Source organism: Enterococcus sp. LJL128, from assembly GCF_056924295.1.
In genome coordinates this window covers 78,304-104,340 of record NZ_JBXPBP010000005.1, presented here as the reverse complement: position 1 = coordinate 104,340, position 26,037 = coordinate 78,304, and the positions used below count along the sequence as shown (strand labels likewise).

Below are 26,037 nucleotides of genomic sequence, written 5' to 3'. Positions count from 1 at the left end.
ACATGGTATGGCACTTCTCCATGTTAGAATAAAAAAAACGAGAGGAGTGTACCTATGATTATTGAAAAAATCACAAAACCTGAACAAAAAATTGTTTCTTTCACGCAAAAAGGACTGGTTGTTACAGAGCTGCCAACTATTATTGGTCCAACCTTTATGAAGCTAGGTAAGTATATTAGCGAACAAGGGGCCAATATACTTAGCAACCCTTTTGTTTCCTTTAAAAATATGGATGATGATGGAAAAATTGATGAGTCTCAGATGGAAATGGAAATCGGCTTTCCTGTAGATCAGCTGCTTCCGGAAAAAGACGGCATCGTTTCATATGTACTGCCTTCCTACAAAGCATTGTCTGTACATTATGTGGGTAAATATGACGATATGGTTCCCATCTATGATGCCTTGCTTAATCAGATCAAGGAAAACGGAGATAACTTCATGCACTATTGTTATGAATATTATCTTAGTGACGAAGAAATAGACGAATCAAAACAGGAAACCATCATAGAGCTTCCTTATTATTAAAAATAATTCTATAAAACCTGAATATTTTGTGTTGGCGGAACATCTGCCAACACCTTTTTGAGTGTTAACACCTACTGACTGGGAAAATAAAATCGCCTAAAAACAGAAGGAAGTAAGAGTATCGCCCATATTCTCCGTCGTTTTATAAGTAAATCGAAAATCAGCAGCTGTATGTTTGTTCCTCTAATTAGCGATTGTCATTAAAAATGAAAAAATACCTCTTGACTCGTACCTTAGGGAACAGTTGATAATTAAGACAGAAGTTAATTATGAATATAAATTATGAACTAAAAGGAGAGACTAAAAATGGCTAGACCAACTACAAAAAACGATCTTATCACTGCGGGAGAAACAAACTTTAATGAGCTGACGACCTTACTAGATTCACTATCAGCTGAACAGCAAACAGCAGATTTCTCTTTTGACGTAAGTAAGGAAAAGGGTGAGCATTGGAATAGAGACAGAAACGTTCACGATGTGCTAATTCACCTATATGAATGGCATCAGTTACTATTAGACTGGGTAGAATCAAATATGGCTGGAGAGCATAAACAGTTTCTTAAAGAAGGCTACAATTGGCGGTCATACGGTGCGATGAATGTGGAATTTATGGAACAAAACAAAGACAGTTCTTACGCTGAAGCCTTGGCCCTTCTCAAAGCTAGTCACGCAAAAGTCATGAAGCTGGCAGAGGGATTTTCAAACGATGAATTATTCTCTAAAGGCGTATTCGCATGGGTTGGCGGCTCTACTCTAGGCAGCTACTTTGTCTCTACAACCTCAAGTCACTATGAATGGGCTCTTAAGAAAATAAAGAAATTCAAAAAATCTATTTCCTGAGGTGTCTATTAAAGGGGGTAATCAAAAGTGTTTTGCTTCAAGAACCAGGGAGGTACTGTTTAACATCAGCTCATGCCTCACTGTGTTTCTCAGAAATAAGCCGGACTATATGAAAATGGCTCCATTTTCATATAGTCCGGCTTATTGCCAAAGCTACAGCTTTGGGACCGCTATTTATTCGGTTTTTAGGAGTAGAAAGCGTTGAAGACTTATTTATAGCTAAAACTGATAGCTAAAGCGCTCTACCCATTTTCGATTTGGAAGATATTAGCCGAGTACGTCCTTCTGTTCTTACAAGGGTAGACAGTTCCTTCAACGCATCTTTCCCAGCCCATTGTTGACCTTTATCCGTCTGCTTTGTAAGAATCTCTGCAGTTTCAATACTCCATTCCTTCGCTTGTTCATTCGTTTTCCCCAGCTCTCTCAATGCCCAGGATACAGCCTTTTTGACCAGCAGGCGTTCATCTGCTGAATACTTTCTAATCAGTGTTAGATAGTCTTGAATTTCTTCATTCGTCAGACTGACATGAACAGATGTACTGGCAATTAGCGTAAATGCTGCCCGCTTATAATACAACTCTTCTTTATCAATCCAGCTTCTAATCCAACTATCGTAATCTGCGCGTGCAATCAGCACTGTTTTACAAAATAAATCACACAAGTCCCACGACTGAATTCCTGACATAAATGTCTCAATTTCCTTTTCAGTATAGTCAGCCGGCTGCAGAGCCAAAACAGCTAGTATTTTGCATTCATGATATCCAGTAGCCCATAAGGCTAAAATAAACGTTTTATCCTTAGGCAGCTTTTTAGCAAATTTTCTCAAATCTGCTGTCCCCACACCCAATGTTTCCTTTTCTGGAATCCCCAGTTTAACAACATTGTTCTTATACTTTTCCGAGGCGTGTTCCTTCAAATAGGTCAGGACATCTTCGATTGCTGTCCCCTTTTTATCAGTCAACTGCTTCCCCTCTTTCAGCTAAATTATTTTCTTTCACTTTACTATAGAAAATCCGGAAAAGAAACCACTATTTACTGCTTTCCTTTTTCAGCATATGCTTTGAAAAAAGCAGTCCCATGATACATAAAACCACTAAAAGGATAATTAAAAACAAGGTATTCTTCAGCGGCAGAGACTGCCCATTTAATAATCTGCGGAGAGCTTCAATCACATGGGTAAACGGGTTCAGCAGGACCAGCCAGCGAATTCCGTCAGAAATATTCTCTAACGGAAGCAGGGCCGTACTCGCAAAAAACAGCGGCAGCACAATCATATTCATCACGGTTTCATAGATGATTTCATTTGGCAGCTTCAGACTGATGCTGTAGGCAACATTTGCCATGAAAAAACCAGTTAAAAAGAGAATCAGGATTGCTAAAAGTCCCCCTGATACTGATAGCTGAAACCGAACTGACAACCCCAGACTAATAATCATCAACAAGAAAATTTCAATAAATGATAAAACAACCGCTTCAAGATTCTGTGCACTGATGATACTCGTCCTAGATACAGGTGCTCTTAACAGCCGCTGAAAACTACCTTCGTTTTTAGTCATGTAATTCATCATTCCACTGCTGCTGCAGGCGCCAAGCATCACTAAAATCATGATTCCCGGCAAAATAAAAGAGGTGTATGCTACTCTGTCCGCTCCTGAGACTACCGTGCTATACAACAGCAGCCAGATTAAGGGCTGAATAATCGTAACAAAAACGGTAACCCGGTAATGATAGCGCCATTTCATGTTGCGCCAAAGCAAACTTTTTAGACTCATTTTTCCAGCTCCTTTTCTGAAAGAATCTCAATAAATATCTCCTCCAATGAAGGCCGTTTTAACTGAATACCACTAAATGCCAGCTTTTTCTTAAGTAATAATTCTGTAATCAGCTGAATATTTTCAGATTCTACCCGTAGCTGTTTTCTTTCTTGCTTTGCAGCTTTTAGGTTTTCTTGAAGCAACACTGCGTAGGCCTGTTGTTGTTCCTGTGCTGTGTCAAAAGTCAACTGGATCACACGCTGCTGCAGATACTCCGTTAGCTCCTGCCGACTGCCTGCAATCACTTTTCGACCCTTATCCATGATAAAAATACGATCACTCAAGACCTCGGCTTCCTCCAAGTAATGCGTTGTCAAAAAGACCGTGGTTTTTAAGACCGTGTTGATTTTACGGATACAGCCCCAAAGTGCCTTGCGGGAAAAGACATCCAGGCCTACAGTCGGTTCGTCTAAAAAAATTACTTTTGGCGATGAAACCAGACTCATCGCAATATCCAGCCGCCTTTTTACACCCCCTGAATAGCTTATAATCGGATGTTCCGTGTACCCCTCCAGCTCAAAGATTTCAATCAGCTCAGCTATCCTTTTTTCAGCAGCTGCCTTTTCTACTTGGTAAAGCTTGCTTTGAAGCTGCATATTTTCTTTCAGTGTCAAAAACGTATCAATAGAAATCTGCTGACCTACACAGGCAATCTGTCGTCGAATGGCAAAAACGTTTCTTTCGGTCAACTCTTCACCACCTATGCGGATTAAACCAGCAGTTGGCTGACAGACCGTAGTCAGACAATCAATCAGAGTAGATTTTCCCGCACCATTTTTACCAAGCAAAGTGAATATCTCTCCTTCATTGACTTGTAAATCCAGATGATTAAGCGCAGTCACACCTGTCTTATATCGTTTTGTGACTCCCTTTACTTCAATCATCTTCTTGCTCCTCCCAAACAACAGGCATCAGAATCTCTGTGATATATCCTGCCGGATTTCCTTTAAACAATGCACCCGGACCTTTAATGTAGACCTCTCGGCAAGCCCCTGTTACAGTCAAATCATTTTTCTGAATATAAACGGATAGCTGTTTATAGGCGGCAGCCAGCGTATCGTAACTTCCTTTATGAATTAGGCTAAGTGCCCGCATCTGAGGAAATGTTTTTATGCCCACATCCGCTGCTGCCGGTTGTTCTGCAGTTGGTACACAGAGCTCAACCTCGCCGATTTTTGTTTTAGGATCTGTTTTGTAGATACAAAAGAAAGGAGCTCCTGTATTTCTCCCTCTGATTGCTTTAAAAATTGACGGCATCAGCTTTCCAGCTGAACGCACATCTCCCTGATAGCTTCTGTAAGCAACTCTTACAGGTTCAATATTCTTTATACTAATTTGCTCACTCATTGCTAAGCTCCTTTCTTCTGATAGGCAGCCAAAGCTCGCAGCTTTGACTACTGTGCATCTCCTGTTGAGAAGGATAAACCTCCACATCTGTTTTCAGCTCATATTCATACGCTGACACCGGCAGCCATTCTTGATAAAACCTTCTGTACAGCTGCTGTACTGCCTCTGGCATGCTTCCCTGACCTTTTAGCAGCAGCCAGCGCTGAGCCGGTAAGACTAGTTCTTCTAATCCATCCGGGCAGTCAGCTTCAAGCTGCTTGAAAACACCTATATAGTAATGAGCAGGCTGTGCTTTTTCAGCTACTGCTATACCGAAGATTGGACTTTGATTTTGTTTGCGGTATTCTACAAGCTGCTGCTCTAGCTCGCTCCCCATAAAATTCTGCCAAATAAAGGGAACTTCGTGAAAATTCCTCTCAATATCAGAACTTAACGGATACTTCTTACCTACAAAGAAAAGTGTAGGTTTTTCCTCCAAACGATACTGAAACTGTTCTCCGCCAGAAACACTAAGCGATAGCCGCAATCTTGGATAGATAGTCAGTTCTTCCTTTCTATGTACTACTTCAGAAGGCGGGAAACCATGAATAGACTGAAAGGCCCGGTTAAATGCTGTCGGCGAATGATATCCATATTCTTTGGATACAGTCAAAATCTTTTTCCCTTCCAGCAAATCAAAAACTGCCCGGCTCATCTTTCTGCGTCGAATATATTCGGATAAAGGAATGCCGACAATATAAGAAAACATTTTTTGAAACGAAGCAAACGTACAGCCGGAAATTCTAGCAATTTTCTGCGAATTTATCTCTCCTTTCAACTGTTTCTCAATATAAGATAGGACTTGATCAAAATGTTCCATCATTCCTAAACACCTCCTTGATTTCAAGTCTAGCATGAATAAAATTTATAGACCTCTCAATAAATAAACATGTTTTGCGAGCTTCTATCAAAATGCCCGGCGGTTAGCTATTCTCCGTTAAACACCCGCTTATTTCAACACTGAAATAAACTTTCTGTTTCTTTTTATTTAGTATAGAATAAAGAAAAAGAAACATTAAAGGAGCTGTCATGTACATACAAACACAACGCTGCCTAGTCCGACCTTTTGAAGAAAAGGATATTGATAACTTTATGCTTTATCGAAATAATCTGGATTGGATGATTCATCAGGGGTTCAAAGGACTGAGCAAAATAGAATACCAAGCATTTCTGCTAACGAAACCCGACTTTGCAAAAGGTGCGCAATTTGCAGTAAGCAATCGAAAAACGAATGAGTTGATTGGCGATATTTACTTAAAACAAGAAGATAGTACTTTCTGGCTGGGTTACACTATCACACCAGCTCAAGCCCGGAAAGGCTATGCTAGTGAAGTAGTCAGTGCTGTACTCGCTTCCCTCAGCACACATGGCTGCCGACAAATCAAAGCCGGGGTTCTTCCGGAAAATCAAGCCTCCATCCGCTTACTGGAAAAGCTCGGTTTTACCTATTCTGAAACTGATGACTATGGGGAGAAAGTCTATATAAAGGCGATAGACATCGCTGAATACAAAGAATAATCTGTGTCTACAATATAGATGGGAACGGTTGCGGCTTTATCTCTTTTTAAACAGACAAGATACATGAAATTCCTAAAAAAACAGCCGAGTTGGCTGTTCTGAGAAAATAATCAATAGGTATTTTAAGGTGTGCATTAATTGTATGCTTATAAAAAAGCACTGCATCTTCTTCATTTTACCTATAATTAAATCAAAAATTACGAGGTGAGAATAAATGACTAACGATTGGTCGGAAATGAATAAAACTATGCAGGTACAACTGAAAAAAGAAGCTACATTTGATGATGGCATAAAGACGCTGCTGGAACTGCGGAAATCTGTGATGGAGGTACTCTATCAACTGAAGGAAGAACTGACTTTGGAGGATTTTAAGGCCATTCCTTTTATCAACGCCAAAGGATACCATAACAAAACCATTGCTTATTCCATATGGCACATTTTCAGAATTGAAGATATTGTTACCCACTCTCTTATAAAAGGTGAAGATCAGATTTTCTTTACAGGGAATTACCAGGAACGGATTGGCGCATCTATTATCACTACTGGAAATGAACTTGTAAAACAGCAGATTGCTGACTTCTCTGATACATTGGATATAGAAGAGCTCTATCACTATGCCGCTGCTGTAAAAGACAGTACAGATGCTATGCTGAAAAAGCTGTCGTATCCCGATTTAAAGCGAAAAATGACTGAGGAAAGCAAGCTGCTCCTTAAAGCATTACACGTAGTGAGTGACAATGAGAATGCTTGCTGGCTTATTGACTACTGGTGTAAAAAAGACATCAAAGGACTTATCCAAATGCCCTTTTCACGTCACTGGATCATGCATACTGCTGCCAGCCTGCGTATTAAAAACAAGCTATATAAATAACTTCCGAAAAAAACTGGTGTCTGCTCCTGTTTCCATTACGATTAACAGCCGGCAACAAGCGGCTGCGTTTATATGCTTTCCTCTATGCCTAATAAGCTCTATACTTTAAAAACAGCCAATCCGGCTGTTTTTTGTTATTAAGAGGGAATTTTCCAATAAAAAGCTGATTACTTTTTATCCATTCAATTTTTTCAAAAAAACATTCCTAAAACCCCTTGTTATTTCCTCTATTCAGTTATATTATTATCAAACTGAAAAAGTTTTATTAGAAAACATCCATTTTCAAAAAAATGTGTAGACATTTTCTGAAAAATGAGTAATATAGGCTAAAGTATTTGATTCTCGTTGCTGTCCAACTAATCAAAGGGGTTATTTTTATGAAAGAACTAACAACTGGAAAACCGTTAAAACTCATCTTTCTTTTTACAATACCATTACTGATTGGAAACATCTTCCAACAGTTTTATAATATGGCTGACATGATAATTGTCGGGCAGACTTTAGGCAAAAATGCTTTGGCTGCTGTTGGTGCAACCGGCAGTATTACTTTTCTAATTATCGGATTTGCTCAAGGATTGACTTCAGGACTCTCAATCATAACCGCCCAGCGTTTTGGTGCTCGGGATTATCAAGGAGTCAAACGCAGCTTTGCTACCAGCATTTTGATTAGCAGTATCATCACAGTGATTCTTACTATTCTTAGTCTTATTTTTGTTCGGCCGCTGCTTTTACTGATGCAGACTCCTGTAGAGATTCTTGATGATGCACAAACCTTCATCTCAATCATTCTTATCGGAATTTTTGCTGCGATGGCGTTTAACTTATTGTCCAATGTCATTCGTGCCTTGGGAGACAGCCGAACACCACTAGTCTTTCTGATTGTTGCCAGTATTGTCAACGTTGTATTGGATTTGGTTTTAATCATCAACTTTCATATGGGGGTAGCTGGAGCTGGGGTGGCTACTGTTACCGCACAGGTCGTTGCCAGCATTCTTTGTGTATTTTACATTCAAAAGAAAATTCCCAATCTTCAAATACGGAGGAAGGATTTCTCTTTTGAGCGGTCTGAAATTAGAGATCATTTAAACGCCGCCCTGCCGATGGCTTTTCAAACCTCCATCATTGCAATTGGCGCTATCATTCTGCAGGGAGCTCTCAATAGCTTAGGAACAGATGTCGTTGCTGCTCAGGCTGCCTCAGGTAAAATTGATCAGTTTGCGATTCAGCCGATGATGTCCTTCGGCATCACCATGGCAACCTTTACCGCCCAAAACTATGGTGCCAAAAAATACGGACGGATTTTGCAAGGAGTTAAAAGTGCCTTATTCTTAAGTATCGGCTTTAGTATTCTTGCCGGCAGTATTGTGATTCTTTTCGGCAAACCGCTGGTTACTCTATTTGTCAGCTCTAGTGAGACTCAGGTTTTAAATCTGGCACAAGTCTATTTCAATATTAACGGCAGTCTCTACTGGGTGCTCGCTATACTGCTGGTTGTCCGCTATACACTGCAAGGACTGGGGCAAACGGTGATTCCAACACTTGCAGGTATTATGGAGTTGTTTATGCGTTCCTTTGCTGCAATCTTCCTAACTGCTTTATTTGGATTCACAGGAGCAGCTGCAGCGTCTCCTCTTGCATGGATTGGCTCTACAGTCGTTTTAGTTGCTTCCTATATCAAAGCGGTCAAGCGCCTCAGAAAGCTGGATGAAGAAACTACTCTTGAACAACCACTAAATCAAAAAGTCATCGCTAAACCGTAAAAAAAGAGCTGTATCAAACGAATTGTTTGGTACAGCTCTTTAATGTTGAGATAACAATTCTTATTCATACGATGCTGGGGATGAGTGACCACAGACCTAGCTTCTTCCTAAATAAACCGCTCGCTTTTGCTTAATTCTTCTCTTATTAATTATTTAGTCAGTCCATGAGAGAGCCAAGCTACACGAAAATTATATTCCTTCAGCAGCCGTTCTGATTCCCAATCATTCAACAGAAAGCTGCTCAACAAATCCATTACCAGTTCCATTGAAAAGAATAAAAAGGAGATTTTTTCTTCTCCGCTGTTCATGTGTAGATTATTTTTATCTAGTAAAGAAAACCAAGCTCGAATCATCGGCGACTCTTCCATGTCGATGGTTTCCATCGAATAACTGGTTTTGGAGCCCAACACCAGCAGCTTAATTCCCCGCCAATAATCAGAATTGCGGTTCATTTCTGCGACACGCTTTAGATACCGCTCAATCCCGTAAAAAAGCCTTTGCTGATTTTCCATAATACAATTCATAATATCTCTATGAATAATCTCAGAAAAATAACTTTGCAGGTATAAATAGAGATCATCTAAATCTTCGAAATATTTATAAAAAGCACCGCGAGAGATTCCTAACCGCTTGATAAGCTCTGCAACCTTCACTTGATTTAAACTCCGATCTTCAAATTCCTGAAGAACAACTGAGATAATTTCTTCTTTTCTATGTTGATTCAGATTTTCAAATGTTGGATTCGGCATCGGCTTTCTCTCCCTTCTTTTTCATTAAGAATAGCATAAAAGCGATACTCTGTCACAATAGAATAAATAAAAGCAGAGCCGCTCTTTTCCTGTTTTTAAGAGCGGCTCTGCTATGGCTATTTCATCATTCTGATCTTAGTGCTTCAACAGGGTCTTTCTTAGCTGCCCATCTCGCTGGAAGTGCTCCCCCCAGTAATGTCAGCACAACACTGATTGTAATCAGCAGCAGTGCATGCACCGGGTTTAGCTGTGCAACATTAGTTAAGCCTGTCATGTCTTCTAATATAATGTTTGTCGGCAGCGTCAGCAGATAGGCAATCAAGATCCCCAGCAAGCCTGAGCACAAACCAATAATCAGCGTTTCCGCATTAAACACCCGGGTAATATCTTTCTTTCTGGCTCCTAAGGCACGCAGAACGCCAATTTCTTTCGTTCTTTCCAAAACAGAAATATAGGTAATAATCCCCACCATGATTAGAGAAACAACTAATGATATTGAGGCAAAAGCAATAAGTACGATAGTAATACCGTCCATAATCCCACCGGTCATATCTGTCATGGTTTGAGCCAGGTCAGTGTATACGATTTTATCTGCATTATCTTTGCCGTCATTGTATTTGTCCAAATATTTAACAATCTCATCCTTTGCTTCAAAGTTCGTCGGATAGATAAACACCATTTGGGGCATACTGTCTCCGCCTAGATAAGCTAACGTGGATTGTTTTGTTGTATCATCCAATTTTTCCATTGTCATTACATTGACATCTGAATCCTTTTGATCTTTCACAATTGCAGAATCCTTTTCTGCATCGATAATTTCTTCTACCAGCTGATCGCTGTACGCAATTCCGCTGCTTAGAATAGCAACTTGTGTATCTTCTTTTTGACGAAGAATTCCACTAATTTTCAATGTTCTTGTAGAATTTTTGTACATATCTTCGTAATCATTTTTTGGTACATAGTTGCCAAAGTCAGTTTTAGAATAGTAGTCATTGTTTCCAACCAGCTTCAGTTCAGTCCCAACGATATCATTAAAATCAATTCCTTCTTTATCTGTAATATCAAAGCCTAGATTTTTTAGAATCGTTTCATCTACACGGTTTTTATTATCAATGACCAAAATAATGTCATCGGTATTTTCAGGATAGCTCCCAGCCATCACATCATAATTCTTTTTCAAATATCCATTTATTGATCCGCCCGTCGTTACTGGATAAGAAGACAGGCCCGCATTACTCATGCTTGATAATCCGCCCATGCCGCCTCCGCTGGTCTCATCTGCATTAAAATTAACTAGTTGAGCAGAGCCGTCGACCTCCCTAACAAGGTTCATTCCGACAACACGTGTGTAGCCAATACTGCTGGCTAGTCCACTATCAATACCACCTAGATAATCAATATAGTCATCTGTGATATTATTTGTATGACGAATACTTGATTCAGCAGGGTTATACAGCACTACCTCATCCGTTTTAGCATATTCCTTTTTGCTAGTCGGGGAATTGCTCTGCATTTCCTTCATCGCGTCTTCATCCATATTCATTGCCTGTTTGGAAATCGTAATTGGATATTCCGATAGTGCATCATTCTGGAAGGAGTCAATCTGTTTCTGGAACCCGTTGGAAAGACTCAGAATCAGCGCAATTCCAATAATCCCTATACTAGCAGCGAACGCTGTCAGACCAGTCCGCCACTTTTTCGTAGCGATATTTTTTCCGGAAAGCTTCAAAGCTGTCCAAAAGCTCATGCTCGTTTTCTTCAACTGATAATTATTATCCTGCTCATATTCTTCATAGGGATTTGAATCATCGACTACATGACCATCTCTAAAATTAATAATCCGATCTGCATATTCCTCAGCCAGCTCTGGGTTATGCGTAACCATAATAACCAGCTTATCGTCCGCAATCTCTTTAATCAGATCCATTATTTGCGTACTTGTTTCAGTATCCAACGCACCTGTCGGCTCATCTGCCAGAATAATATCCGGATCGTTTGCCAGTGCCCGGGCAATCGCTACCCGCTGCATTTGCCCCCCTGACAACTGATTTGGTTTCTTGTGGGTATGCTCTTTCAGCCCAACCTTCTCCAAAACTTCCATTGCCCGCTGTTTCTTTTCTGAAGATGAAACACCACTAAGCGTCATCCCCATCTCAACGTTATCCAAAATACTTAAATGGGTAATTAGATTATAGCTTTGAAAAATAAAACCAACACTATTATTTCGGTAAGCATCCCATTCACCCTGTTTAAAGTTCTTTGTTGATTTGCCATTGATAACCAAATCGCCACTATCATATTGATCCAGTCCGCCGATAATATTCAACAGGGTTGTTTTACCCGAGCCACTCTGACCTAGAATCGCTACAAATTCATTTTCCCGAAAATTGATACTAACACCATTTAAAGCGACCTGGGTAAACTCTCCAGTAGTATAACTCTTCTTTATATTTTTTACCTGAAGCATAACTCTCTCTCCTTCATTCACTCTGTTGTTCCATATTGTCTAAAACAGTTAGAACAACAGATTTCTTTCTATCTCTGTCAGACTACCATCGGATTATGTACTGAGTATGAACAAATGAGCTTTATAAAAACATATAACGCTTTCATTATTTTCTTATAAAAAAGTTAATATTTTTGACCACTGTTTTCGACAAATCCAGCTGCTAGAGTAAGACATCATTTATTTTTTCCATTTCAACAAGATTTTAGTTTATGATATAGTGAAACAGAAGAACGGAGGAATGACATGATTACAGTTCTGATTGCAGAAGATGATAAAAATATACGCACGCTGATGGCAGCTACACTTGTTCAGGATGGTTATCAGATAATGGAAGCAGCCAATGGGAAAGATGCCTTGGCTATTCTGGAAGAACACGCTGTAGATTTACTTGTAGCTGATGTCATGATGCCTGTTTTAGATGGTTATCAGCTGGTTGCAGCTATTCGGAAAGAAAACGAACGGCTGCCGATTATTCTGGTAACCGCTAAGGGAACACCAGAAGATAAAAAGAATGGATTTTTAGCTGGTATCGATGATTACCTAGTGAAGCCAATTGATTTTGACGAGCTGCTGCTGCGGATAAAAGCCCTGCTTCGCAGAGCTCAAATTAACTTGGAAGGGCGCCTATCTGTAGGCAATACCCTCCTTGATAAAAACAGTCTCTCAGTTTATCATGACGACAACTGTACTGAACTACCAAAAAAAGAGTTCTTACTTCTTTATAAGCTGCTGTCTTTTCCAAATCAAATATTCACTCGAGAACAGCTGTTGAACGATATTTGGGGCGCAGACTCTTTGACAGACGAGCGAACAGTCGATGTTCATATCAAGCGGCTTAGAGAGAAATTCGCCGACTCCGCTGATTTTTCCCTCATTACTATTCGGGGATTAGGCTATAAAGGAGCTGCACATGAATCGAAATAGACGCTCCATGTACGTTCATTTTTCTCTAGTTATTGCATTGATTCTTCTCGTATCAGCAATTATCTCAGGCATCTTTCTAGTTATTCTCATGCACTTTGGAATTGTGGAGTCATTATTCGGTTATCCGTTAATCCGACTGATAATCACCTTGTTATCTTGTACAGTAATCGGCACATTAATTGCTACCTTCTTCAGTAAACGGATATTACGCCCATTGAATAAAGTGGTTGAAGGAACCCGGCAAATAGCTGATGGAAACTTTGATATACAGATTGATCCTACTGGAATGAATAATGACTTAGAAGATTTAATTCAGAATTTTAATCTTATGGCCAGAGAGCTGCAGAATGTTGAACTCGTCCATAAAAGCTTTATCAATGATTTTTCTCATGAAATGAAAACACCCTTGGTCTCGATTAACGGCTTTGCCAAACAGCTGCAAAATCCGGCTCTTACAGAAGCTGAGCGCACCAAATATCTACAGATTATTACGGAAGAAACAGCTCGTTTGAGTACCTTGTCAGCGAATATTCTGCTTTTGTCCAAGGTGGAAAATCAGGAAAGTATTACCTTGAAAAAAATACGCTATTCATTAGACGAACAGCTAAGACACGCCTTGATTCTCCTTCAAAAGGAGTGGGAAGCAAAAAATCTGACTATGAGCTTAAATTTAAATCCCGTTTTGATTTATGGTGATTCCGACCTGCTGATTCAGGTTTGGCTTAATATACTCAGCAACGCTATTCGCTTCACCGATAATGAAGGAACTATTCAAATCAACTGCTACCGTTTAGGGAACGAAGTCAAAGTAAATATTAAAGACAGCGGAGCAGGTATGTCGGATAAAGTTCGGCGAAGAATTTTTAATAAATTTTATCAAGGCGACAGCTCCCACCAGTCACATGGCAACGGACTTGGACTGGCGATTGCTAAAAGAATCATTACACTCCACGATGGAAAGATTATCGTGAAATCAAAGCTTGGTGAAGGCTCAACCTTTATCATCATTTTGCCTCAAAAGAAAACCGAATAAATCACTTTTTTGTGCCGATAGCAGACAAACAAGGATGGGATAGAAGTGCTAAACGTTGAGAACCAAGTAGGTACTCGGAGCTGAACACTTTTCTCACAACCTCTTGATGCTATCGGAACGAAGTGTAGTAAGCTGCTTCTGTCCTCCGTTGATTCGGATGGTAGAGCAGACGTAGTTTGGATATTTAGTTATATTCCAAACTTATTTTGATTCTCCTCCTATGACATCGATGTCATTTACAATCCAGCAGCCCTTACATATAATTAAAAAAACGCCAAAAGTCGTTTACGCGTTATAAAAACCCTAATAAAATCAGAATTTCTCAGGACCTTTTTAGAAATGCTGATATATCTTCACAAAAAGGAGGCAGGTAAAAGAAAACAAATTGATTCAAGTAAATAGTTGGGGAAAGAGTAAAAAATAAAAAAGTTGTTTAGACCCGTTTTAAGAACAATGCGCTTCACATATGATGATTGACAGTAGCTGCCTTTACTGTTATTTGTCTCACTTACTACAATCTATTTGTACTAATCATGACAAATCAGCACTAAACAGCTAAAAGTGATGTATATTCTAAATAGCCCGGAGCATAAGATTTTAGGAGGTCTTATGTTTCGGGCTTCTTGCTGATTCGATAGCTATTATTTTTCTATTTTACTAAAACTCTCCTTTGCGAAAACGTTCCAAGTCATCCTGCCATTCCTTTAGCAGCTTATCGCTTAGAACCTTATCACCAAAAAGCTTTGCACACTGAATACTATCCCTATATTTATCTTCAGCCTTTTTCCAGTTTTTTTGAGAAAAAAGCCAGTATTTTCCTTCAACCATATTAATGATAGGTTTATTAAGAAAATTTTGAGTCATATTCATAATATGCTTAGTGGTAGTAATAGCTTCCAGCATTTTTTCATAGTCTTTCTTATCAAAAAAAATATTTACTACTGTTATCATTATTTTATTTACTAAAAACAGTTCCATATCAACAAAATCCTCTATTGCCTGTATTAATTTATTGAATAAGAGCAATTCCAATTTTTCATTGTACTTTCCGTAATATGAACAGTATAAGTATAAATTAATAATGAGCAAATCATTGATTGTATACTCTTTTTTATGTAATATCTGAGAAAAATAATCTCCGAGAATTCCTTCGCCAAAATTTGCATTTTCCGCAAGATGCACATCCATAGATGCATACTGAACATCTATCGCTAGTTGTTCCTCTTCTGGCAGCCCAGTATAATAATCCCTATAAATTTCATTAAAATAACTTTCTTTTTCTGTTGCTCTCTTAGTATCTTGATAAGTGTAGAATTTATAGAGTTTTTCTTTCAATTGTAAATATCGCTTAGGCAACTCCACATGCCTCTCGTCAACTAACTGACCTATAGGAACACACAGCTGTTTTGATATGAACCCCAGCTTCGGCAAGGTTGGTAAAGACTCGCCAGCCTCGATCCGTGCCAGCTGGCGAACGGTCAGCTCAGCTTCCGTATCACAAAATTCTGCCCGGGATAAGCCTTTGGATTCCCGTAATCCCCTGATTTTCTTACCCAACTCTTCCTTAATATTTTCCATAGCGCCACCTTTACTTATCCTTCTTGGTTTGGAACATTTCGAGATCGCTCTCCCATTCCAGCATAATCTTTTCACTTAATACTTGGTCTCTATGTAATTGTGCTAATTGAGCTCCTTCTTGATATTTCTGTTTCGCTATCTTTATATTTCCTTGGGAATGAAGATAGTATTTTCCTTCAATCATATCCATTACAGGTTTCTTTTGAAAATCTTGATTTATCTCCATAATCCTTTCAGAAACTGAAACAATCTCAATCATTTTTTCATACCTATTATTAATTTCCATTACAGTAACTGCTGTCAATAATAATTTACTTAACAAAAACAATTCAGTTTCCATAAAAATTGCTACTTGATCTACTACTTTACTAACAATTAATATAAATATTTTTTCGTCATAATTATTATAAAAGATACAATGAAAATACAGATTAATAATCAACAAATCGTTTGTTGTATATTTTTTTTTCTGCATAATTTGATAAAAATAGTCATTAAGTAGCCCTTCACCAAAATCTGCATTTTCGGTTAAATGGACATCCATCGCAGCTTGTTGTACATCAATAGCCAACTGTTCTTCTTCAGGTAATCGACTATAATAATTTTCATATATTTCACTAAAATATTTTTCTTGTTTTAAAAGTCGTTCTTTTTCATTATAGGTAGAGAGTCTATATAATCTATGTTTTAGTTGTAAATATCTCTTTGGTAATTCAACATGTTCTTTATCAATCAACTGACTAACAGGAACTGATAACTGTTTGGCTATAAAATCTAACTTAGGCAGTGTTGGCAATGATTCTCCCGCCTCTATTCTAACCAGCTGGCGAACAGTCAGCTCAGCTTCCGTATCACAAAATTCTGCCCGGGATAATCCTTTTTCCTCCCGCAGCACCCTAATTTTCTTTCCTAATTGATCTTTAATGTCTTCCACATTTTCACCCCCTCTTCTCGACTATAAAACAATTGAAAACAAGAAGCAATAGCTTGCTGACCTATTGACCATTTTCTCTATGTATTTCAGTATTTTAGCCTTGATATAAAAGAGAAGCAGCAGCTGTTTGACGGCTACTGCTTTTGTCCAGCTAAATCAAGCTAGGATCCTATTGCTTATTCAACATAGTATCGCAACACGGTATGCATCTTTTCGAGGGCAGTTTTTCTTGCGTCCTTTAAATAAATTTCTTTATGTGCTAGGGTTCTGCGAGTCAAACCGTTTTGCTCGCAATACACATCCATTTTAGCAAAGCTCTCCGGCTCATCATCATAGGGACCCACATGAAGAATCTGAACACAATGTCCCTCTTCCAACTCTTCAAATTTTACGCTGTTGTTACTGGAACTAGGTTTCTTTTTACTCACCTGCTCGATATTCATCAACGCTACTTCTTCAGTGACAAAATCCGGCTGGCGAATCATCAGCTTATAAATCAAATCTTCCTTATCAAATGTGCCATCCGGCCGAACATCTTCCTTGTTTAGCGTCCAGATACCTTCTAATGGATATACTACATACTCCTCATAGCCTTCTGGTATGAAGCCACTCTTCGGCATCATTTTCATTCCCCACGACATAGCAAATAATGCTCCAGTATCTATACCAAACTGCTCGTTATTTGGATTTCCCTTCCCAGTAATTGTGTAAAATTTTTGTTTAGGAATCGTTAGTTCCATCGGTTTTTTCTTGGGAAAATACAATTCTTTTTCTTCTTTGCGCCATTCATGCTTCATATGTTTGCCCTCCCTGATACTTTGTTTTTGTATAGTCCTATTATAAACTATGACCTTAAGGAACGAGTCAAGAGATTTTGTTTATTATAGAATTAACAAAGAGGAGATAAGACAATCCTATGCCCTATCTCCTAGAATCTGGCTAAAGAAGAAGCCTACGACTTCCCCTAATCCGAGAAGACCGCTCAGCGATACATGTTAGATACTTTAGAAAATTTTTAATACAATATAAAGAAGAATGATTGTTAGAATTCCTGACCCCAAAGCCAACAGCCATTTTTGCCGTTTCAGGTGGCGGCGTTCTTTTTCAACCTGCTCAGTCGTCATTTCTTTATTCTCCATAAAACTTAATATTTCAGAATAGGTTTGAACATCATGCTTCTTCTTCAGGCGTTCAATCGCAACTGCGGCTCCCAGCATGATACTCATGCCAATAGCGGGACCCACGGCTCCTAACCAGCCATAATATTTTACCAATGGCATTAAGGCAATCATCAGGATAAAGCCTCCACACATCACCCACGCCAAATGGTTCATCTTTCTTACCTCTACTGTTTTTTTCATCATTGGAACATCTCCTCTCACTAATTCGTCAAGAGAGACTTCAAAATAATCACTAAGCAGAAGCAGACTCTGCAAATCAGGATAGCTTCGTCCTGTCTCCCAATTCGAAACGGTTTGTCTGGAAACATGAACGACCTCAGCTAACCCTTCTTGAGAGAGCTGTTTTATTTTTCGATGTTTTTTTAATTGCTCACTGATTTTCATAAAATCTCCTTTCGACACCTTAAAGATAGCCAATAATATATCTTCTTTCTACCAAATCTCTTTGACAAAGAAGAAAAAACAGTGATAAAAGTTTTTGACAAGCTTATTATATCAGTATTTCCTGTAAATTTGGGATTTTTTCTTGCTTTTTATTTCTAAACAAATGAACAAATATTTTTCTACATTTTATTAACGTCAACAAATAGCTTACTAATAAAATCACGTTATTTTATCTCTATTCTTTTCTATTATTTAATCCAGGCTTCCGGGCTTTTCTGCGATGACTGCTACTGTTTCACTATTCACATTAAAAGGAGCTCCTGCAACATTCTCATAGAACTCTCTAACTACAAAACCCGCTGCTTCTAACTCTCCGAGCAATGTTTCCCTAGTTGAAAAGTATTTCCAGATATTGTATATCTTTTGCTGTTCATTCGTATTAACAATCGCTTGATCTAAAACAAGATTTCCGCTATATTTCTTTGTTCGACTTAGAACAATATGCTCCCCATCTGACCAGAAGCTGCTTTCTCCCCAATAACTCCACTGTGATTCTTCTTGGACTTCTGCTAACTGATTGATTGTAAAGTTATCCATCAGTAACTGACCGCCTTCATTCAAAGAATCAAAGATTACAGCTAATATTTTCCTGCGTTCTTCTTCATTAAGTGCTCCATAATCGCAATAAATGAAGAGGGCTAAATCATACGCTGTAGACGGTTGCCACTCTAAATAGTTAGCTTGAATATACTTAATCCCCAACCGCTGTTCTTCAGCCCTACGCTGCCCTTTTGTAATCGACCGCCGAGAAAAATCAATGCCTGTTACTTGATACTCTCTCTTAGCTAAGCGTTCTGCATATAAGCCCGGACCACAACCAAAATCAATCACTTTTGAAAATTGTTTAACAGGAAACTCTTTTTCGATCCAATCTGCAGAAGCATCAATAAATGCCGCTTTTCTACTAGCACCATCAAAATCAGGATCTAAATGTGCCGTTAACAGCTGTTGGGAAATATAGGAATCAGTCCAGATATTTCCATTGCCTTTTTCATAGGCCTGCGGCAGCCTATAGTCCTTTACTTGTCTTTTTGTCATTTCCTTTCCCTCCTAAATAAAATAAAACACAAAAAAAGCTGTAGAGTCTATTTACTCTACAGCTTAGAAAAAGGCTCAGCTAGAGTAAATAAAACCATTGAAGCAAGCCTAAATAAGCATCCCCTTTGAGAATGTTTTTTGCTTGTTCAATTGATTTTATCTACTCGTTTCCAATAACTTTTATCCTGCCGATTATACAGAATCAAAAGAAATCGGATGCTTCACCATCCTTATTTTTGTGTTTCAATTAGTTTAACAGAATTTTTCTAAAAATGAAACCCTATTTATGTGACAGCTCGTTTGAAGCAATAGGGTAAATGATCATCAACAAGACCTGCTGCCTGCATAAATGCATAAACTGTTGTGGTACCTAAAAATTTAAAGCCTCTTTTTTTCAAATCCTTGCTGATTCTATCTGATAGTTCTGTCGAAGCCGGCACTTCGTTTGCTTCTTGCCAGTGATTAACTAGCGGCTGGTAGTCAACAAATGACCAAATATATTGATCAAAGCTGCCAAACTCTTGCTGAACAGCTATAAATTTTTGAGCGTTGGTTATTGCTGCTGCAATCTTTAGTTTATGCCTGATAACACCTGGATTTTGAAGCAGCGCCGCTTCTTTCTGTTCCGTATAAGATGCAATCTTCTTATAATCAAATTGATCAAATGCCTCTGTCAACGTTGCTCTTTTTTTCAAAATTGTTGACCAGCTCAGACCAGCCTGCATGCTTTCTAATAATAAAAACTCAAAGAGCTTTTGATCATCATGAATAGGTACACCCCATTCTTCATCATGATATGTTTGATCCAATTCACTAGTGTTTGCCCATTCACATCGTACAGTTTTCATAGATTACCTCCGTTATCCTTTTATTTAGGATACCACAAGAACATATGTTTGCATACGAGAACTATACTTTTTTATGAAGAAAACGATACAACGTCAAAAAAACAGAATAGAAACACTGAGATTGCTGCAGCTTCTAAATGCCGGATTTTACTCAAACACTCAGAAGCAGTTTCTCTCTAGAAAATTCTTCTGGTTTTTTCAGTTATACAATAAAGAGCCAACTGTTCCATACTTTGGAATTCCAAAGTATGGTTCATTTGTGTTACTGTGCCCATATGTTCATCTTGAATTAAAAAACCAGTCATTTCTACAGTTAAAATACTCCCCTCTTTCCTAAACATAGTCTATAAAAGTGTAGCATAAAATGTCTCGCGGATAATTGTTTAACTAGAATCAAGTTAAGGGGATCGGGTCGCTTCGCCTCTGTGCGCCAAAACGAACAAAAACCACTATCTCATGGCTTCTAGCCATTCGACCTACGACGGCAGCCCCAACAATGGGTTGGGGGATTCAAGAGCATGAGGTCTTTCTTTTAGCCGTCCATTCCTTAAAGCCTCTTAGAGTACTTAACAGGCTCTCTACGTTGATTTACCATGGACAACACCTTGCTTATCATTCCGCTTTTCTACTAGCGACTATTGCCGATAACACACTCTGCTGAAAGTAATAAACTGCTTCACTTATACAACTTAATCCTCATGTTTTTGTCTCTGGCAAGCATAACAAGTGCATATACACTTACAAAAAAATTGGAAATTTAGGGCACACCCCAACCCCCATTTTTCGCCATATGTTATCATATTGCTCTGCTCGCAAAACGAAAAGATCAGGACAATGTTGTCATTTTTTCACTATTTCTTGCTAAACTTTCTTTTGCTTTCGTTCCCCATGATCCTTTGAGCGAACTAGACAAATCACTTGTTATACCGTCCATGCTTCCTTTAGTAACGGCTAAAGTATCTGTCTTACTTTTCTTTAGCTTATCTTTTTTCGTTTTTACCTTTGCAAGAGCTGTACTTGCAATCGAGGTCTGAATAATCATCTTTTCCATCTGTTTAACCATTTGTTTTTTTAAATCTGCAATATCCAACATTTCTTGTGTCATTCTTCTTCTCGTCCTATCTCATACAACTGTTCTTCTAAATTATCTCTTTCTCGTTGATACCTCAATCTGTGGTTTTCTAATACATCATCTACTCGTTGCTGCTCTCTTTGGATCTCATGCATAAGTTCCTCTCGTCCATTTTCAATCAATCGCATAGAGGACAAGAGTTCACTTTCTTCTACACCAAACTTACGTAAATAATACGCTGTAGAATCTGAAAATTCATCCAATGAACGATTGACCTGATTTCGTTCATACATCAATTGTTCACCCTGATCTTCATAATATCGACGGTTAGCTAAATAATCTGTTTCAATGTCTTCTAGTGCAAGGGGTATCGATTGTTTTTCTTGTTCTTTCGTCATCCAATCCCCACCTGTCTAGCTAAGTCTTTATCAGTAGCTAACTGCTGAGCAACACTGGATTGAATTTGATTGGCTAATGAAATAAAATCTGCCCCAATTGCTTCTATCTCTCCAAAATCACTCTTTAAATCAGAAATAGGTTCTGTAACTAGCGTACTCTGCGTACAACCTCCGGCAGACAATGCAGAGAGTATTTCTCCTTCTTCCAAATGCGCACCTACATTTCGGGCAGTTGTAAGAGTTTCTTCCCATAACGGTTCAATTGCGCTGATTTCTTGTTTATACTCTATTTCTAAGTTACTGATTGCCTGTTCCACCAACTGGTAAATACCGTCAACAATCGCTAACACTCGTTGACTATCTATAAAAATTTCTTCCGAAGAAGACAACCCACCACCGCTTGTTTTCAATTTTTGTTCAAGTAATGCTAACAGATTCATCTGTCCTTGAATAAATATTTTTGTCTGTGCCGTTCGCACCGCAATCATTTTTCCTTGAGGCACACGTAAATTTCCGTGCTGATCATAATCATAGCCACCCCACATATGGCGGTCAATTAACCCAACATCTTCTTTTGAATCGACAGGAATAATCATTCCTATTCCTTTCAAGCCGTAGCCAATTGGCACATAATCTTTCATATCCACATAATTAAATACACGATCTCGTAATTTATCGGCTTGCTTTTTTTGATCGTCTGTCAATAAACCATAAATATTCGGGCCTTGATACAAATAAGCACTACGAATACGATCTGAGTATTCACTTGCAGAGAGCGCATATTGACCGTTCATTGAACCTAATGAATGCCCATAAATATCAAAATAGGCATTCTCATATAATGCCATTTGTTCATTCAATGTTTTTGCAGAAGAAACCAATTGAGGAGTCGGTCCTGTAAACTCATTTGAGAGAATCTGTTTTGCAATAGCAGCATCATTCGTTACCCAGTCTTTCCAAACATCTCCAATATCACTGTTCATTGGATTCATTGTCTGCAACGACGGAGCAGTAGATCCTCGATACAACACAGTAACAGTTGTCACACTAGCTAATTCTTCTTTGGTAGGATTTTTAGGTAGCTCTTTATCTGTCACAATATAGGTTTGTTCTCCTGTCTCTGTGTTATTTACTACTTTTGACACATATCCAATTGAACCTACATTTTCTATCTCCACACTCTCTCCAACTTTATAATCAGAATATTGCTCCCATGCAATATTTTCTCTATCTTTATCGGTAAAATCATTCATCATATTCACCACTCCAACCTATATAATCTCTCAAAGGCTTTGATATACCCATGGAAACAAGCTCAACATCTCCATATTCTTCTGTCTCAGCCTGTACATATTTTCTAAAACCAGCAGAAAAGGATAAATCCTCATCGTTGTTTATATATCCTTTAACCATTATCCCTCCCATAGGATTATGTTTTACAGTAGAATAATCGAATTCAACAGTATTGATTTTACTCAATTTGTCCCTTCGATCCAATGAAGCTTCTACTAACGACTTATTCTCCTTAACCACCTTTATCATCTCATCTTGAAATTGCTTTTCATCCATATACCATTTCACTCCTAGTCCTATAATAATTAACGAAACCAATCCAATAAGCTTGAAAAAAACACTTTTCCTAATTTTTCTTGTTTCAGAAATATGCGGTTCTTCTTCCATACCTTTATTATGTTTAGTCATAAATACTTCTCCTATTTTGTATATAATAATTTAGTTTACCATACAAAAAGATACACTTAAATAAGCCTATGCCCTTTTCTGATTTTTTTACATAGTCACGTTCTAACTTTCTCAGATAGGCTCGATTTTCCAGCTCATACAATGCCCCTCCTAAGCGTGAATAATACCAATCACTTTTTGAGATATGGGCTAACTCTTCTCGACATAGAGCTATTTTAGCTAATAAGCCGTCAGGACAGCACGCCTTTTTATTGTATTGCTCTTTCACCAATACAGAAGAATAATTGGCTTCCGTATCCTCATTTTTTACACTTTTCCGCAAAGTTAAATTCGTGTTTTTATCCCCTAAACCTCTTTAAATCGCTGATACGACATTTCTCGACGTGTTGGTTCAATACAATTTACACAGTTAAACAAACGAGTACCACTCGGATAAAAGCGCAAACGTCCGCCTTTAACTACCGCTTTGCTGGGGTTCGATTTTGTCGTGTGAATCCCTCTTGTATTCGCCAACGATTCATCCAATAAATCAACAGTTTCATTGTCGAAATATTCCTCCTCCAAAATAGCCTGTTCATAGTTATCGACACGCTAAGGGATACCTAAATCTTCTAAAGGCAAATCAGCCATTTACTCTCTTACAAAGAGAGTAAATGGCTGATTTATCCGTATTCAAATGGGAAGCTGGAAGCTATGAATACTCATATAAAGACATTGAAACCTGTCTCTTATGGTTTTAAATCCTTTCAAAATATGAAAACACGGATTTTTCTTATGAACGATTTGATGAAAATGAACGAACAAAGAAGCTGGTTATCGAAAGTCTTTCTCTTTCAACAACCAACCTCTTTTTTCCACTCATCAGTCCGATTTGACAATGAGCCCGGATAACATGCGTAATGTACCTAAATGCGCAGAAGCACGCTCAAAACAACGCAGAAAGTTAAAATACTGATTCGACGCTTCTTTCACATCAGATACACGCTCACGAAATGTCACCGTTAAAAACAGCTCATTTTTGCACCTGTGAAATTGGCATTAATCTGATAACCCAGATTTTTAAACGTCTGACGTAACGAATTTTCATTATCTGCTCGAGTTTCAGATTGCAATTGAAACTCTTTGATCTCCCCTGTCGCCAGTAATACATAGCGGTGTTTATCTAATTTTTTGATACGAGCTTGCCGGTTTGCATGCTCATATACATCAATAGCTATTTATAGATTGCCCAGTAATTCAACGCTTCATTTCCTAGCTCTTCAGCTGTGTACTGGGTTCTTGAATGCCCCTTCGTCTCGGAGTCATTGGGGTCATTCAACCAGAATTTTCCGTCACTAACCCCTGTTAGAACCATAATATGACCAGTTTCAGTGAATTTTCCCGGCTGCACGGAAATGAGTACTGGGTGTCCCTGACTCAAATGATTTTCCACCATACTCATATCACTCAATTCTTCATACATATAGCCTTTTGCTACAGCAAAATCATAAAATATGGTCCAATTTGTTCCCTGTCCTTCAATGAAATAGTTGCTTTGAGACCAATCCAAAATAGCCTGCGGCTGAACATCTCCCCCATCTAGGTAAGAAGAAATCATCGCCAGAGATACTATGGCACAACCATTTTTTTCTAACGTGTTATTTTCACCAGTGCCGTACGGAGTTGCTTTCCAACGTTCATCTGTCTGTAAAATCAGCGGCACTTTAATTCTTCCTGCAAATTTATCCTGTTGAATCTCTTGATTGATTTGTTCCACATAACTTAGCGGTTGTACTTCCTGTGTTTCCTGGGTACTTTCCTCGGTCTTTTTCTTTTCAACCGGCACTTCTTTTTTGAATAGACTTGAAAATCCCGCTTCCATTGGAGCTGCTTTCCCTAGCAAAGCACCTAGTAACGCTGCAGCTGCCAATAATCCTATTATCAGTTTCTTAGGTTCTATTTTCTGCATAAATACGCTCACTCTCTTCTATGTCTCCTCGTTTAAGAGGCTCTCTCTTAATCTTACAGAAATGAGAAAAAAAAGCAACAGAAAATCTAATGAGAAAAGGGAACATATTTTCTTGAAATTCAAGAGAAATTTGGTTAGAATAGATATAGTATTATGCAAGGTGTCTTTACATGAAGGAGGTAGAAGAATGGATAACAAACATAAATCAACAATGAAAAGTATTTCCAGACTCATTACCCAATCTTCTCAAAATTTCTTCTCAGCTCTTTTAGAGGATGGTAAAGATAAAAAAGAAAAATCAAAAGAGCTGGAAAAAATTCTGAAAGAATTACAGTTGGCGGCTGCACAAAAAAGTCTTGTTGTCCTTCAACTGAAAGAAAGTCCGGCTTCCCAAAAGTTTGAAACAGTTTCCGGGTGGATTGTTTCAAAAAATATTACGGATACAGTTATGCTGCGTTCTCAAGAAGATTCACAGCAAATTCGAATGATTGCTGTAGAGCATATCAAACGAATTAGTCGATTAACTACTTCTGATAAACGTCAGATTAAATAGCAAGTATATAAAGATATAAATGTAAAGCTGTTTTCTCATAGTTCCCCTATGAGAAAACAGCTTTTTTATTTCCAATTAAACAAAACCTTAAATTGGTATATATGAAAAAACACAATATAAACAAAGGTATTTACTATTTTATAATTAAATGGTATACTCGTTATGTAATAAGAAAGGAGGAAAATAAATAACGAAGAACCTGATTCATTAACTAAACTGAGCTTGCTGAAAACTACTTCTTTTTATAACGCCAACGGTGGACCTAAAGTCCCTGTTATTTAGGAAGCCGTCACAGCAAACAAGTTAATGAGCACACTACAAAAGTTGCTTAATTTTACATCTATTAAGTCATCACATGTTCCGAGTCTAGCTACACATGGATGGATTTGATTGGCACTAAGCGACGATGTTTT

At 38.3% G+C, this 26,037-nt stretch carries 27 protein-coding genes and 1 pseudogene; 9 read left to right on the top strand and 19 right to left on the bottom strand.

What is annotated here, in order from left to right:
* The first annotated feature begins 54 nt into the window (after nt 1–54).
* Together AC1Z3K_RS08215 and AC1Z3K_RS08210 are read left to right on the top strand one after the other, a co-directional pair.
* A complete protein-coding gene (locus tag AC1Z3K_RS08215; RefSeq protein WP_426082737.1) occupies nt 55–525 on the top strand; it encodes a GyrI-like domain-containing protein in 471 nt (156 codons plus the stop codon).
* A gap of 306 nt (nt 526–831) precedes the next feature.
* A complete protein-coding gene (locus AC1Z3K_RS08210) occupies nt 832–1,365 on the top strand; it encodes a ClbS/DfsB family four-helix bundle protein (protein WP_426082739.1) in 534 nt (177 codons plus the stop codon).
* 232 nt (nt 1,366–1,597) lie between these two features.
* On the opposite strand, the gene AC1Z3K_RS08205 is transcribed toward AC1Z3K_RS08210, so the two are convergent.
* The 5 genes from AC1Z3K_RS08205 to AC1Z3K_RS08185 form a co-directional block, all read right to left on the bottom strand.
* On the bottom strand, nt 1,598–2,326 hold the full coding sequence (locus AC1Z3K_RS08205; protein ID WP_461732438.1) for a DNA alkylation repair protein: 729 nt from the start codon (nt 2,324–2,326) through the stop codon (nt 1,598–1,600).
* 67 nt (nt 2,327–2,393) lie between these two features.
* The gene (locus AC1Z3K_RS08200; RefSeq protein WP_426082742.1) at nt 2,394–3,137 is read right to left on the bottom strand and encodes an ABC transporter permease; all 744 of its coding nucleotides are present in this window, start codon (nt 3,135–3,137) and stop codon (nt 2,394–2,396) included.
* Nucleotides 3,134–4,063, bottom strand: a complete 930-nt coding sequence (locus AC1Z3K_RS08195) for an ABC transporter ATP-binding protein (protein WP_426082743.1) — start codon at nt 4,061–4,063, stop codon at nt 3,134–3,136. Before AC1Z3K_RS08195 ends, AC1Z3K_RS08200 begins: the two co-directional genes overlap by 4 nt.
* Nucleotides 4,056–4,526: a GyrI-like domain-containing protein gene (locus AC1Z3K_RS08190; protein ID WP_426082745.1), complete on the bottom strand. Its 471-nt coding sequence runs from the start codon at nt 4,524–4,526 to the stop codon at nt 4,056–4,058. Before AC1Z3K_RS08190 ends, AC1Z3K_RS08195 begins: the two co-directional genes overlap by 8 nt.
* A complete protein-coding gene (locus tag AC1Z3K_RS08185; protein WP_426082747.1) occupies nt 4,519–5,388 on the bottom strand; it encodes an AraC family transcriptional regulator in 870 nt (289 codons plus the stop codon). Before AC1Z3K_RS08185 ends, AC1Z3K_RS08190 begins: the two co-directional genes overlap by 8 nt.
* A 206-nt stretch (nt 5,389–5,594) precedes the next feature.
* On the opposite strand from AC1Z3K_RS08185, the gene AC1Z3K_RS08180 reads away from it, so the two are divergent.
* From AC1Z3K_RS08180 to AC1Z3K_RS08170, 3 genes are all read left to right on the top strand, one after another.
* Nucleotides 5,595–6,083, top strand: a complete 489-nt coding sequence (locus AC1Z3K_RS08180) for a GNAT family N-acetyltransferase (RefSeq protein WP_461732437.1) — start codon at nt 5,595–5,597, stop codon at nt 6,081–6,083.
* Between the two features lie 214 nt (nt 6,084–6,297).
* Nucleotides 6,298–6,954, top strand: coding sequence for a phage head-tail adapter protein (locus AC1Z3K_RS08175; protein ID WP_461732436.1), 657 nt, complete (start codon nt 6,298–6,300; stop codon nt 6,952–6,954).
* A 377-nt stretch (nt 6,955–7,331) separates the two neighbouring features.
* A complete protein-coding gene (locus AC1Z3K_RS08170; RefSeq protein WP_426082752.1) occupies nt 7,332–8,714 on the top strand; it encodes an MATE family efflux transporter in 1,383 nt (460 codons plus the stop codon).
* Between the two features lie 149 nt (nt 8,715–8,863).
* On the opposite strand, the gene AC1Z3K_RS08165 is transcribed toward AC1Z3K_RS08170, so the two are convergent.
* Nucleotides 8,864–9,463: a TetR/AcrR family transcriptional regulator gene (locus AC1Z3K_RS08165; RefSeq protein ID WP_461732435.1), complete on the bottom strand. Its 600-nt coding sequence runs from the start codon at nt 9,461–9,463 to the stop codon at nt 8,864–8,866.
* A 124-nt stretch (nt 9,464–9,587) separates the two neighbouring features.
* Nucleotides 9,588–11,930: an ABC transporter ATP-binding protein/permease gene (locus AC1Z3K_RS08160; protein WP_461732434.1), complete on the bottom strand. Its 2,343-nt coding sequence runs from the start codon at nt 11,928–11,930 to the stop codon at nt 9,588–9,590.
* A gap of 285 nt (nt 11,931–12,215) precedes the next feature.
* Between AC1Z3K_RS08160 and AC1Z3K_RS08155 the strand changes: the two genes are divergently transcribed.
* Nucleotides 12,216–12,896, top strand: a complete 681-nt coding sequence (locus AC1Z3K_RS08155; RefSeq protein WP_426082758.1) for a response regulator transcription factor — start codon at nt 12,216–12,218, stop codon at nt 12,894–12,896.
* The gene (locus AC1Z3K_RS08150) at nt 12,883–13,929 is read left to right on the top strand and encodes a HAMP domain-containing sensor histidine kinase (RefSeq protein WP_461732433.1); all 1,047 of its coding nucleotides are present in this window, start codon (nt 12,883–12,885) and stop codon (nt 13,927–13,929) included. Before AC1Z3K_RS08155 ends, AC1Z3K_RS08150 begins: the two co-directional genes overlap by 14 nt.
* A gap of 657 nt (nt 13,930–14,586) precedes the next feature.
* On the opposite strand, the gene AC1Z3K_RS08145 is transcribed toward AC1Z3K_RS08150, so the two are convergent.
* The 11 genes from AC1Z3K_RS08145 to AC1Z3K_RS08095 form a co-directional block, all read right to left on the bottom strand.
* Nucleotides 14,587–15,507 carry a helix-turn-helix domain-containing protein gene (locus AC1Z3K_RS08145; protein WP_461732432.1) on the bottom strand — a complete coding sequence of 307 codons (921 nt, stop codon included), beginning with the start codon at nt 15,505–15,507 and terminating at the stop codon, nt 14,587–14,589.
* Nucleotides 15,508–15,517: 10 nt separating this feature from the next.
* On the bottom strand, nt 15,518–16,441 hold the full coding sequence (locus AC1Z3K_RS08140; protein ID WP_461732431.1) for a helix-turn-helix domain-containing protein: 924 nt from the start codon (nt 16,439–16,441) through the stop codon (nt 15,518–15,520).
* A 176-nt stretch (nt 16,442–16,617) separates the two neighbouring features.
* Nucleotides 16,618–17,238 (bottom strand): GyrI-like domain-containing protein, encoded by a 621-nt coding sequence (locus AC1Z3K_RS08135; RefSeq protein WP_426084526.1) that lies wholly within the window; start codon nt 17,236–17,238, stop codon nt 16,618–16,620.
* 207 nt (nt 17,239–17,445) lie between these two features.
* Nucleotides 17,446–18,006 (bottom strand): helix-turn-helix transcriptional regulator, encoded by a 561-nt coding sequence (locus AC1Z3K_RS08130; RefSeq protein ID WP_426084527.1) that lies wholly within the window; start codon nt 18,004–18,006, stop codon nt 17,446–17,448.
* A gap of 252 nt (nt 18,007–18,258) precedes the next feature.
* Nucleotides 18,259–19,104 carry a class I SAM-dependent methyltransferase gene (locus AC1Z3K_RS08125; RefSeq protein ID WP_461732430.1) on the bottom strand — a complete coding sequence of 282 codons (846 nt, stop codon included), beginning with the start codon at nt 19,102–19,104 and terminating at the stop codon, nt 18,259–18,261.
* Nucleotides 19,105–19,388: 284 nt separating this feature from the next.
* Complete coding sequence (locus AC1Z3K_RS08120) at nt 19,389–19,952, bottom strand: DNA-3-methyladenine glycosylase I (RefSeq protein ID WP_461732429.1); 564 nt, start codon at nt 19,950–19,952, stop codon at nt 19,389–19,391.
* Nucleotides 19,953–20,778: 826 nt separating this feature from the next.
* The gene (locus AC1Z3K_RS08115) at nt 20,779–21,057 is read right to left on the bottom strand and encodes a hypothetical protein (RefSeq protein ID WP_426084531.1); all 279 of its coding nucleotides are present in this window, start codon (nt 21,055–21,057) and stop codon (nt 20,779–20,781) included.
* Nucleotides 21,054–21,422 carry a hypothetical protein gene (locus AC1Z3K_RS08110; RefSeq protein ID WP_426084532.1) on the bottom strand — a complete coding sequence of 123 codons (369 nt, stop codon included), beginning with the start codon at nt 21,420–21,422 and terminating at the stop codon, nt 21,054–21,056. Before AC1Z3K_RS08110 ends, AC1Z3K_RS08115 begins: the two co-directional genes overlap by 4 nt.
* Nucleotides 21,419–22,678 (bottom strand): hypothetical protein, encoded by a 1,260-nt coding sequence (locus AC1Z3K_RS08105; protein ID WP_461732428.1) that lies wholly within the window; start codon nt 22,676–22,678, stop codon nt 21,419–21,421. Before AC1Z3K_RS08105 ends, AC1Z3K_RS08110 begins: the two co-directional genes overlap by 4 nt.
* The gene (locus AC1Z3K_RS08100; RefSeq protein ID WP_461732427.1) at nt 22,668–23,123 is read right to left on the bottom strand and encodes a DUF1310 family protein; all 456 of its coding nucleotides are present in this window, start codon (nt 23,121–23,123) and stop codon (nt 22,668–22,670) included. Before AC1Z3K_RS08100 ends, AC1Z3K_RS08105 begins: the two co-directional genes overlap by 11 nt.
* 345 nt (nt 23,124–23,468) lie before the next feature.
* Complete coding sequence (locus tag AC1Z3K_RS08095) at nt 23,469–23,687, bottom strand: hypothetical protein (protein ID WP_461732426.1); 219 nt, start codon at nt 23,685–23,687, stop codon at nt 23,469–23,471.
* Between the two features lie 54 nt (nt 23,688–23,741).
* On the opposite strand from AC1Z3K_RS08095, the pseudogene AC1Z3K_RS08090 reads away from it, so the two are divergent.
* Nucleotides 23,742–23,918, top strand: a pseudogene (locus AC1Z3K_RS08090) (transposase); the annotation flags it as partial.
* Between the two features lie 418 nt (nt 23,919–24,336).
* Here AC1Z3K_RS08090 and AC1Z3K_RS08085 read toward each other — a convergent pair.
* Nucleotides 24,337–25,071 (bottom strand): C39 family peptidase, encoded by a 735-nt coding sequence (locus AC1Z3K_RS08085; protein ID WP_426084536.1) that lies wholly within the window; start codon nt 25,069–25,071, stop codon nt 24,337–24,339.
* A 187-nt stretch (nt 25,072–25,258) separates the two neighbouring features.
* Here AC1Z3K_RS08085 and AC1Z3K_RS08080 point away from each other — a divergent pair, with 187 nt between their 5' ends.
* Entirely contained in the window at nt 25,259–25,624 is a 366-nt protein-coding gene (locus tag AC1Z3K_RS08080; RefSeq protein ID WP_426084537.1) for a hypothetical protein, read from the top strand.
* Nucleotides 25,625–26,037: the final 413 nt, after the last annotated feature.

Bases quoted from the DNA above. Each gene is read 5' to 3' on its own strand.
- AC1Z3K_RS08215 (WP_426082737.1), top strand. From the start codon at position 55: ATGATTATTGAAAAAATCACAAAACCTGAACAAAAAATTGTTTCTTTC.
- AC1Z3K_RS08210 (WP_426082739.1), top strand. From the start codon at position 832: ATGGCTAGACCAACTACAAAAAACGATCTTATCACTGCGGGAGAAACA.
- AC1Z3K_RS08200 (WP_426082742.1), bottom strand. From the start codon at position 3,137: ATGAGTCTAAAAAGTTTGCTTTGGCGCAACATGAAATGGCGCTATCAT.
- AC1Z3K_RS08195 (WP_426082743.1), bottom strand. From the start codon at position 4,063: ATGATTGAAGTAAAGGGAGTCACAAAACGATATAAGACAGGTGTGACT.
- AC1Z3K_RS08190 (WP_426082745.1), bottom strand. From the start codon at position 4,526: ATGAGTGAGCAAATTAGTATAAAGAATATTGAACCTGTAAGAGTTGCT.
- AC1Z3K_RS08185 (WP_426082747.1), bottom strand. From the start codon at position 5,388: ATGATGGAACATTTTGATCAAGTCCTATCTTATATTGAGAAACAGTTG.
- AC1Z3K_RS08180 (WP_461732437.1), top strand. From the start codon at position 5,595: ATGTACATACAAACACAACGCTGCCTAGTCCGACCTTTTGAAGAAAAG.
- AC1Z3K_RS08175 (WP_461732436.1), top strand. From the start codon at position 6,298: ATGACTAACGATTGGTCGGAAATGAATAAAACTATGCAGGTACAACTG.
- AC1Z3K_RS08170 (WP_426082752.1), top strand. From the start codon at position 7,332: ATGAAAGAACTAACAACTGGAAAACCGTTAAAACTCATCTTTCTTTTT.
- AC1Z3K_RS08165 (WP_461732435.1), bottom strand. From the start codon at position 9,463: ATGCCGAATCCAACATTTGAAAATCTGAATCAACATAGAAAAGAAGAA.
- AC1Z3K_RS08160 (WP_461732434.1), bottom strand. From the start codon at position 11,930: ATGCTTCAGGTAAAAAATATAAAGAAGAGTTATACTACTGGAGAGTTT.
- AC1Z3K_RS08155 (WP_426082758.1), top strand. From the start codon at position 12,216: ATGATTACAGTTCTGATTGCAGAAGATGATAAAAATATACGCACGCTG.
- AC1Z3K_RS08150 (WP_461732433.1), top strand. From the start codon at position 12,883: ATGAATCGAAATAGACGCTCCATGTACGTTCATTTTTCTCTAGTTATT.
- AC1Z3K_RS08145 (WP_461732432.1), bottom strand. From the start codon at position 15,507: ATGGAAAATATTAAGGAAGAGTTGGGTAAGAAAATCAGGGGATTACGG.
- AC1Z3K_RS08135 (WP_426084526.1), bottom strand. From the start codon at position 17,238: ATGAAGCATGAATGGCGCAAAGAAGAAAAAGAATTGTATTTTCCCAAG.
- AC1Z3K_RS08130 (WP_426084527.1), bottom strand. From the start codon at position 18,006: ATGAAAATCAGTGAGCAATTAAAAAAACATCGAAAAATAAAACAGCTC.
- AC1Z3K_RS08125 (WP_461732430.1), bottom strand. From the start codon at position 19,104: ATGACAAAAAGACAAGTAAAGGACTATAGGCTGCCGCAGGCCTATGAA.
- AC1Z3K_RS08120 (WP_461732429.1), bottom strand. From the start codon at position 19,952: ATGAAAACTGTACGATGTGAATGGGCAAACACTAGTGAATTGGATCAA.
- AC1Z3K_RS08115 (WP_426084531.1), bottom strand. From the start codon at position 21,057: ATGACACAAGAAATGTTGGATATTGCAGATTTAAAAAAACAAATGGTT.
- AC1Z3K_RS08110 (WP_426084532.1), bottom strand. From the start codon at position 21,422: ATGACGAAAGAACAAGAAAAACAATCGATACCCCTTGCACTAGAAGAC.
- AC1Z3K_RS08105 (WP_461732428.1), bottom strand. From the start codon at position 22,678: ATGATGAATGATTTTACCGATAAAGATAGAGAAAATATTGCATGGGAG.
- AC1Z3K_RS08100 (WP_461732427.1), bottom strand. From the start codon at position 23,123: ATGACTAAACATAATAAAGGTATGGAAGAAGAACCGCATATTTCTGAA.
- AC1Z3K_RS08085 (WP_426084536.1), bottom strand. From the start codon at position 25,071: ATGCAGAAAATAGAACCTAAGAAACTGATAATAGGATTATTGGCAGCT.
- AC1Z3K_RS08080 (WP_426084537.1), top strand. From the start codon at position 25,259: ATGGATAACAAACATAAATCAACAATGAAAAGTATTTCCAGACTCATT.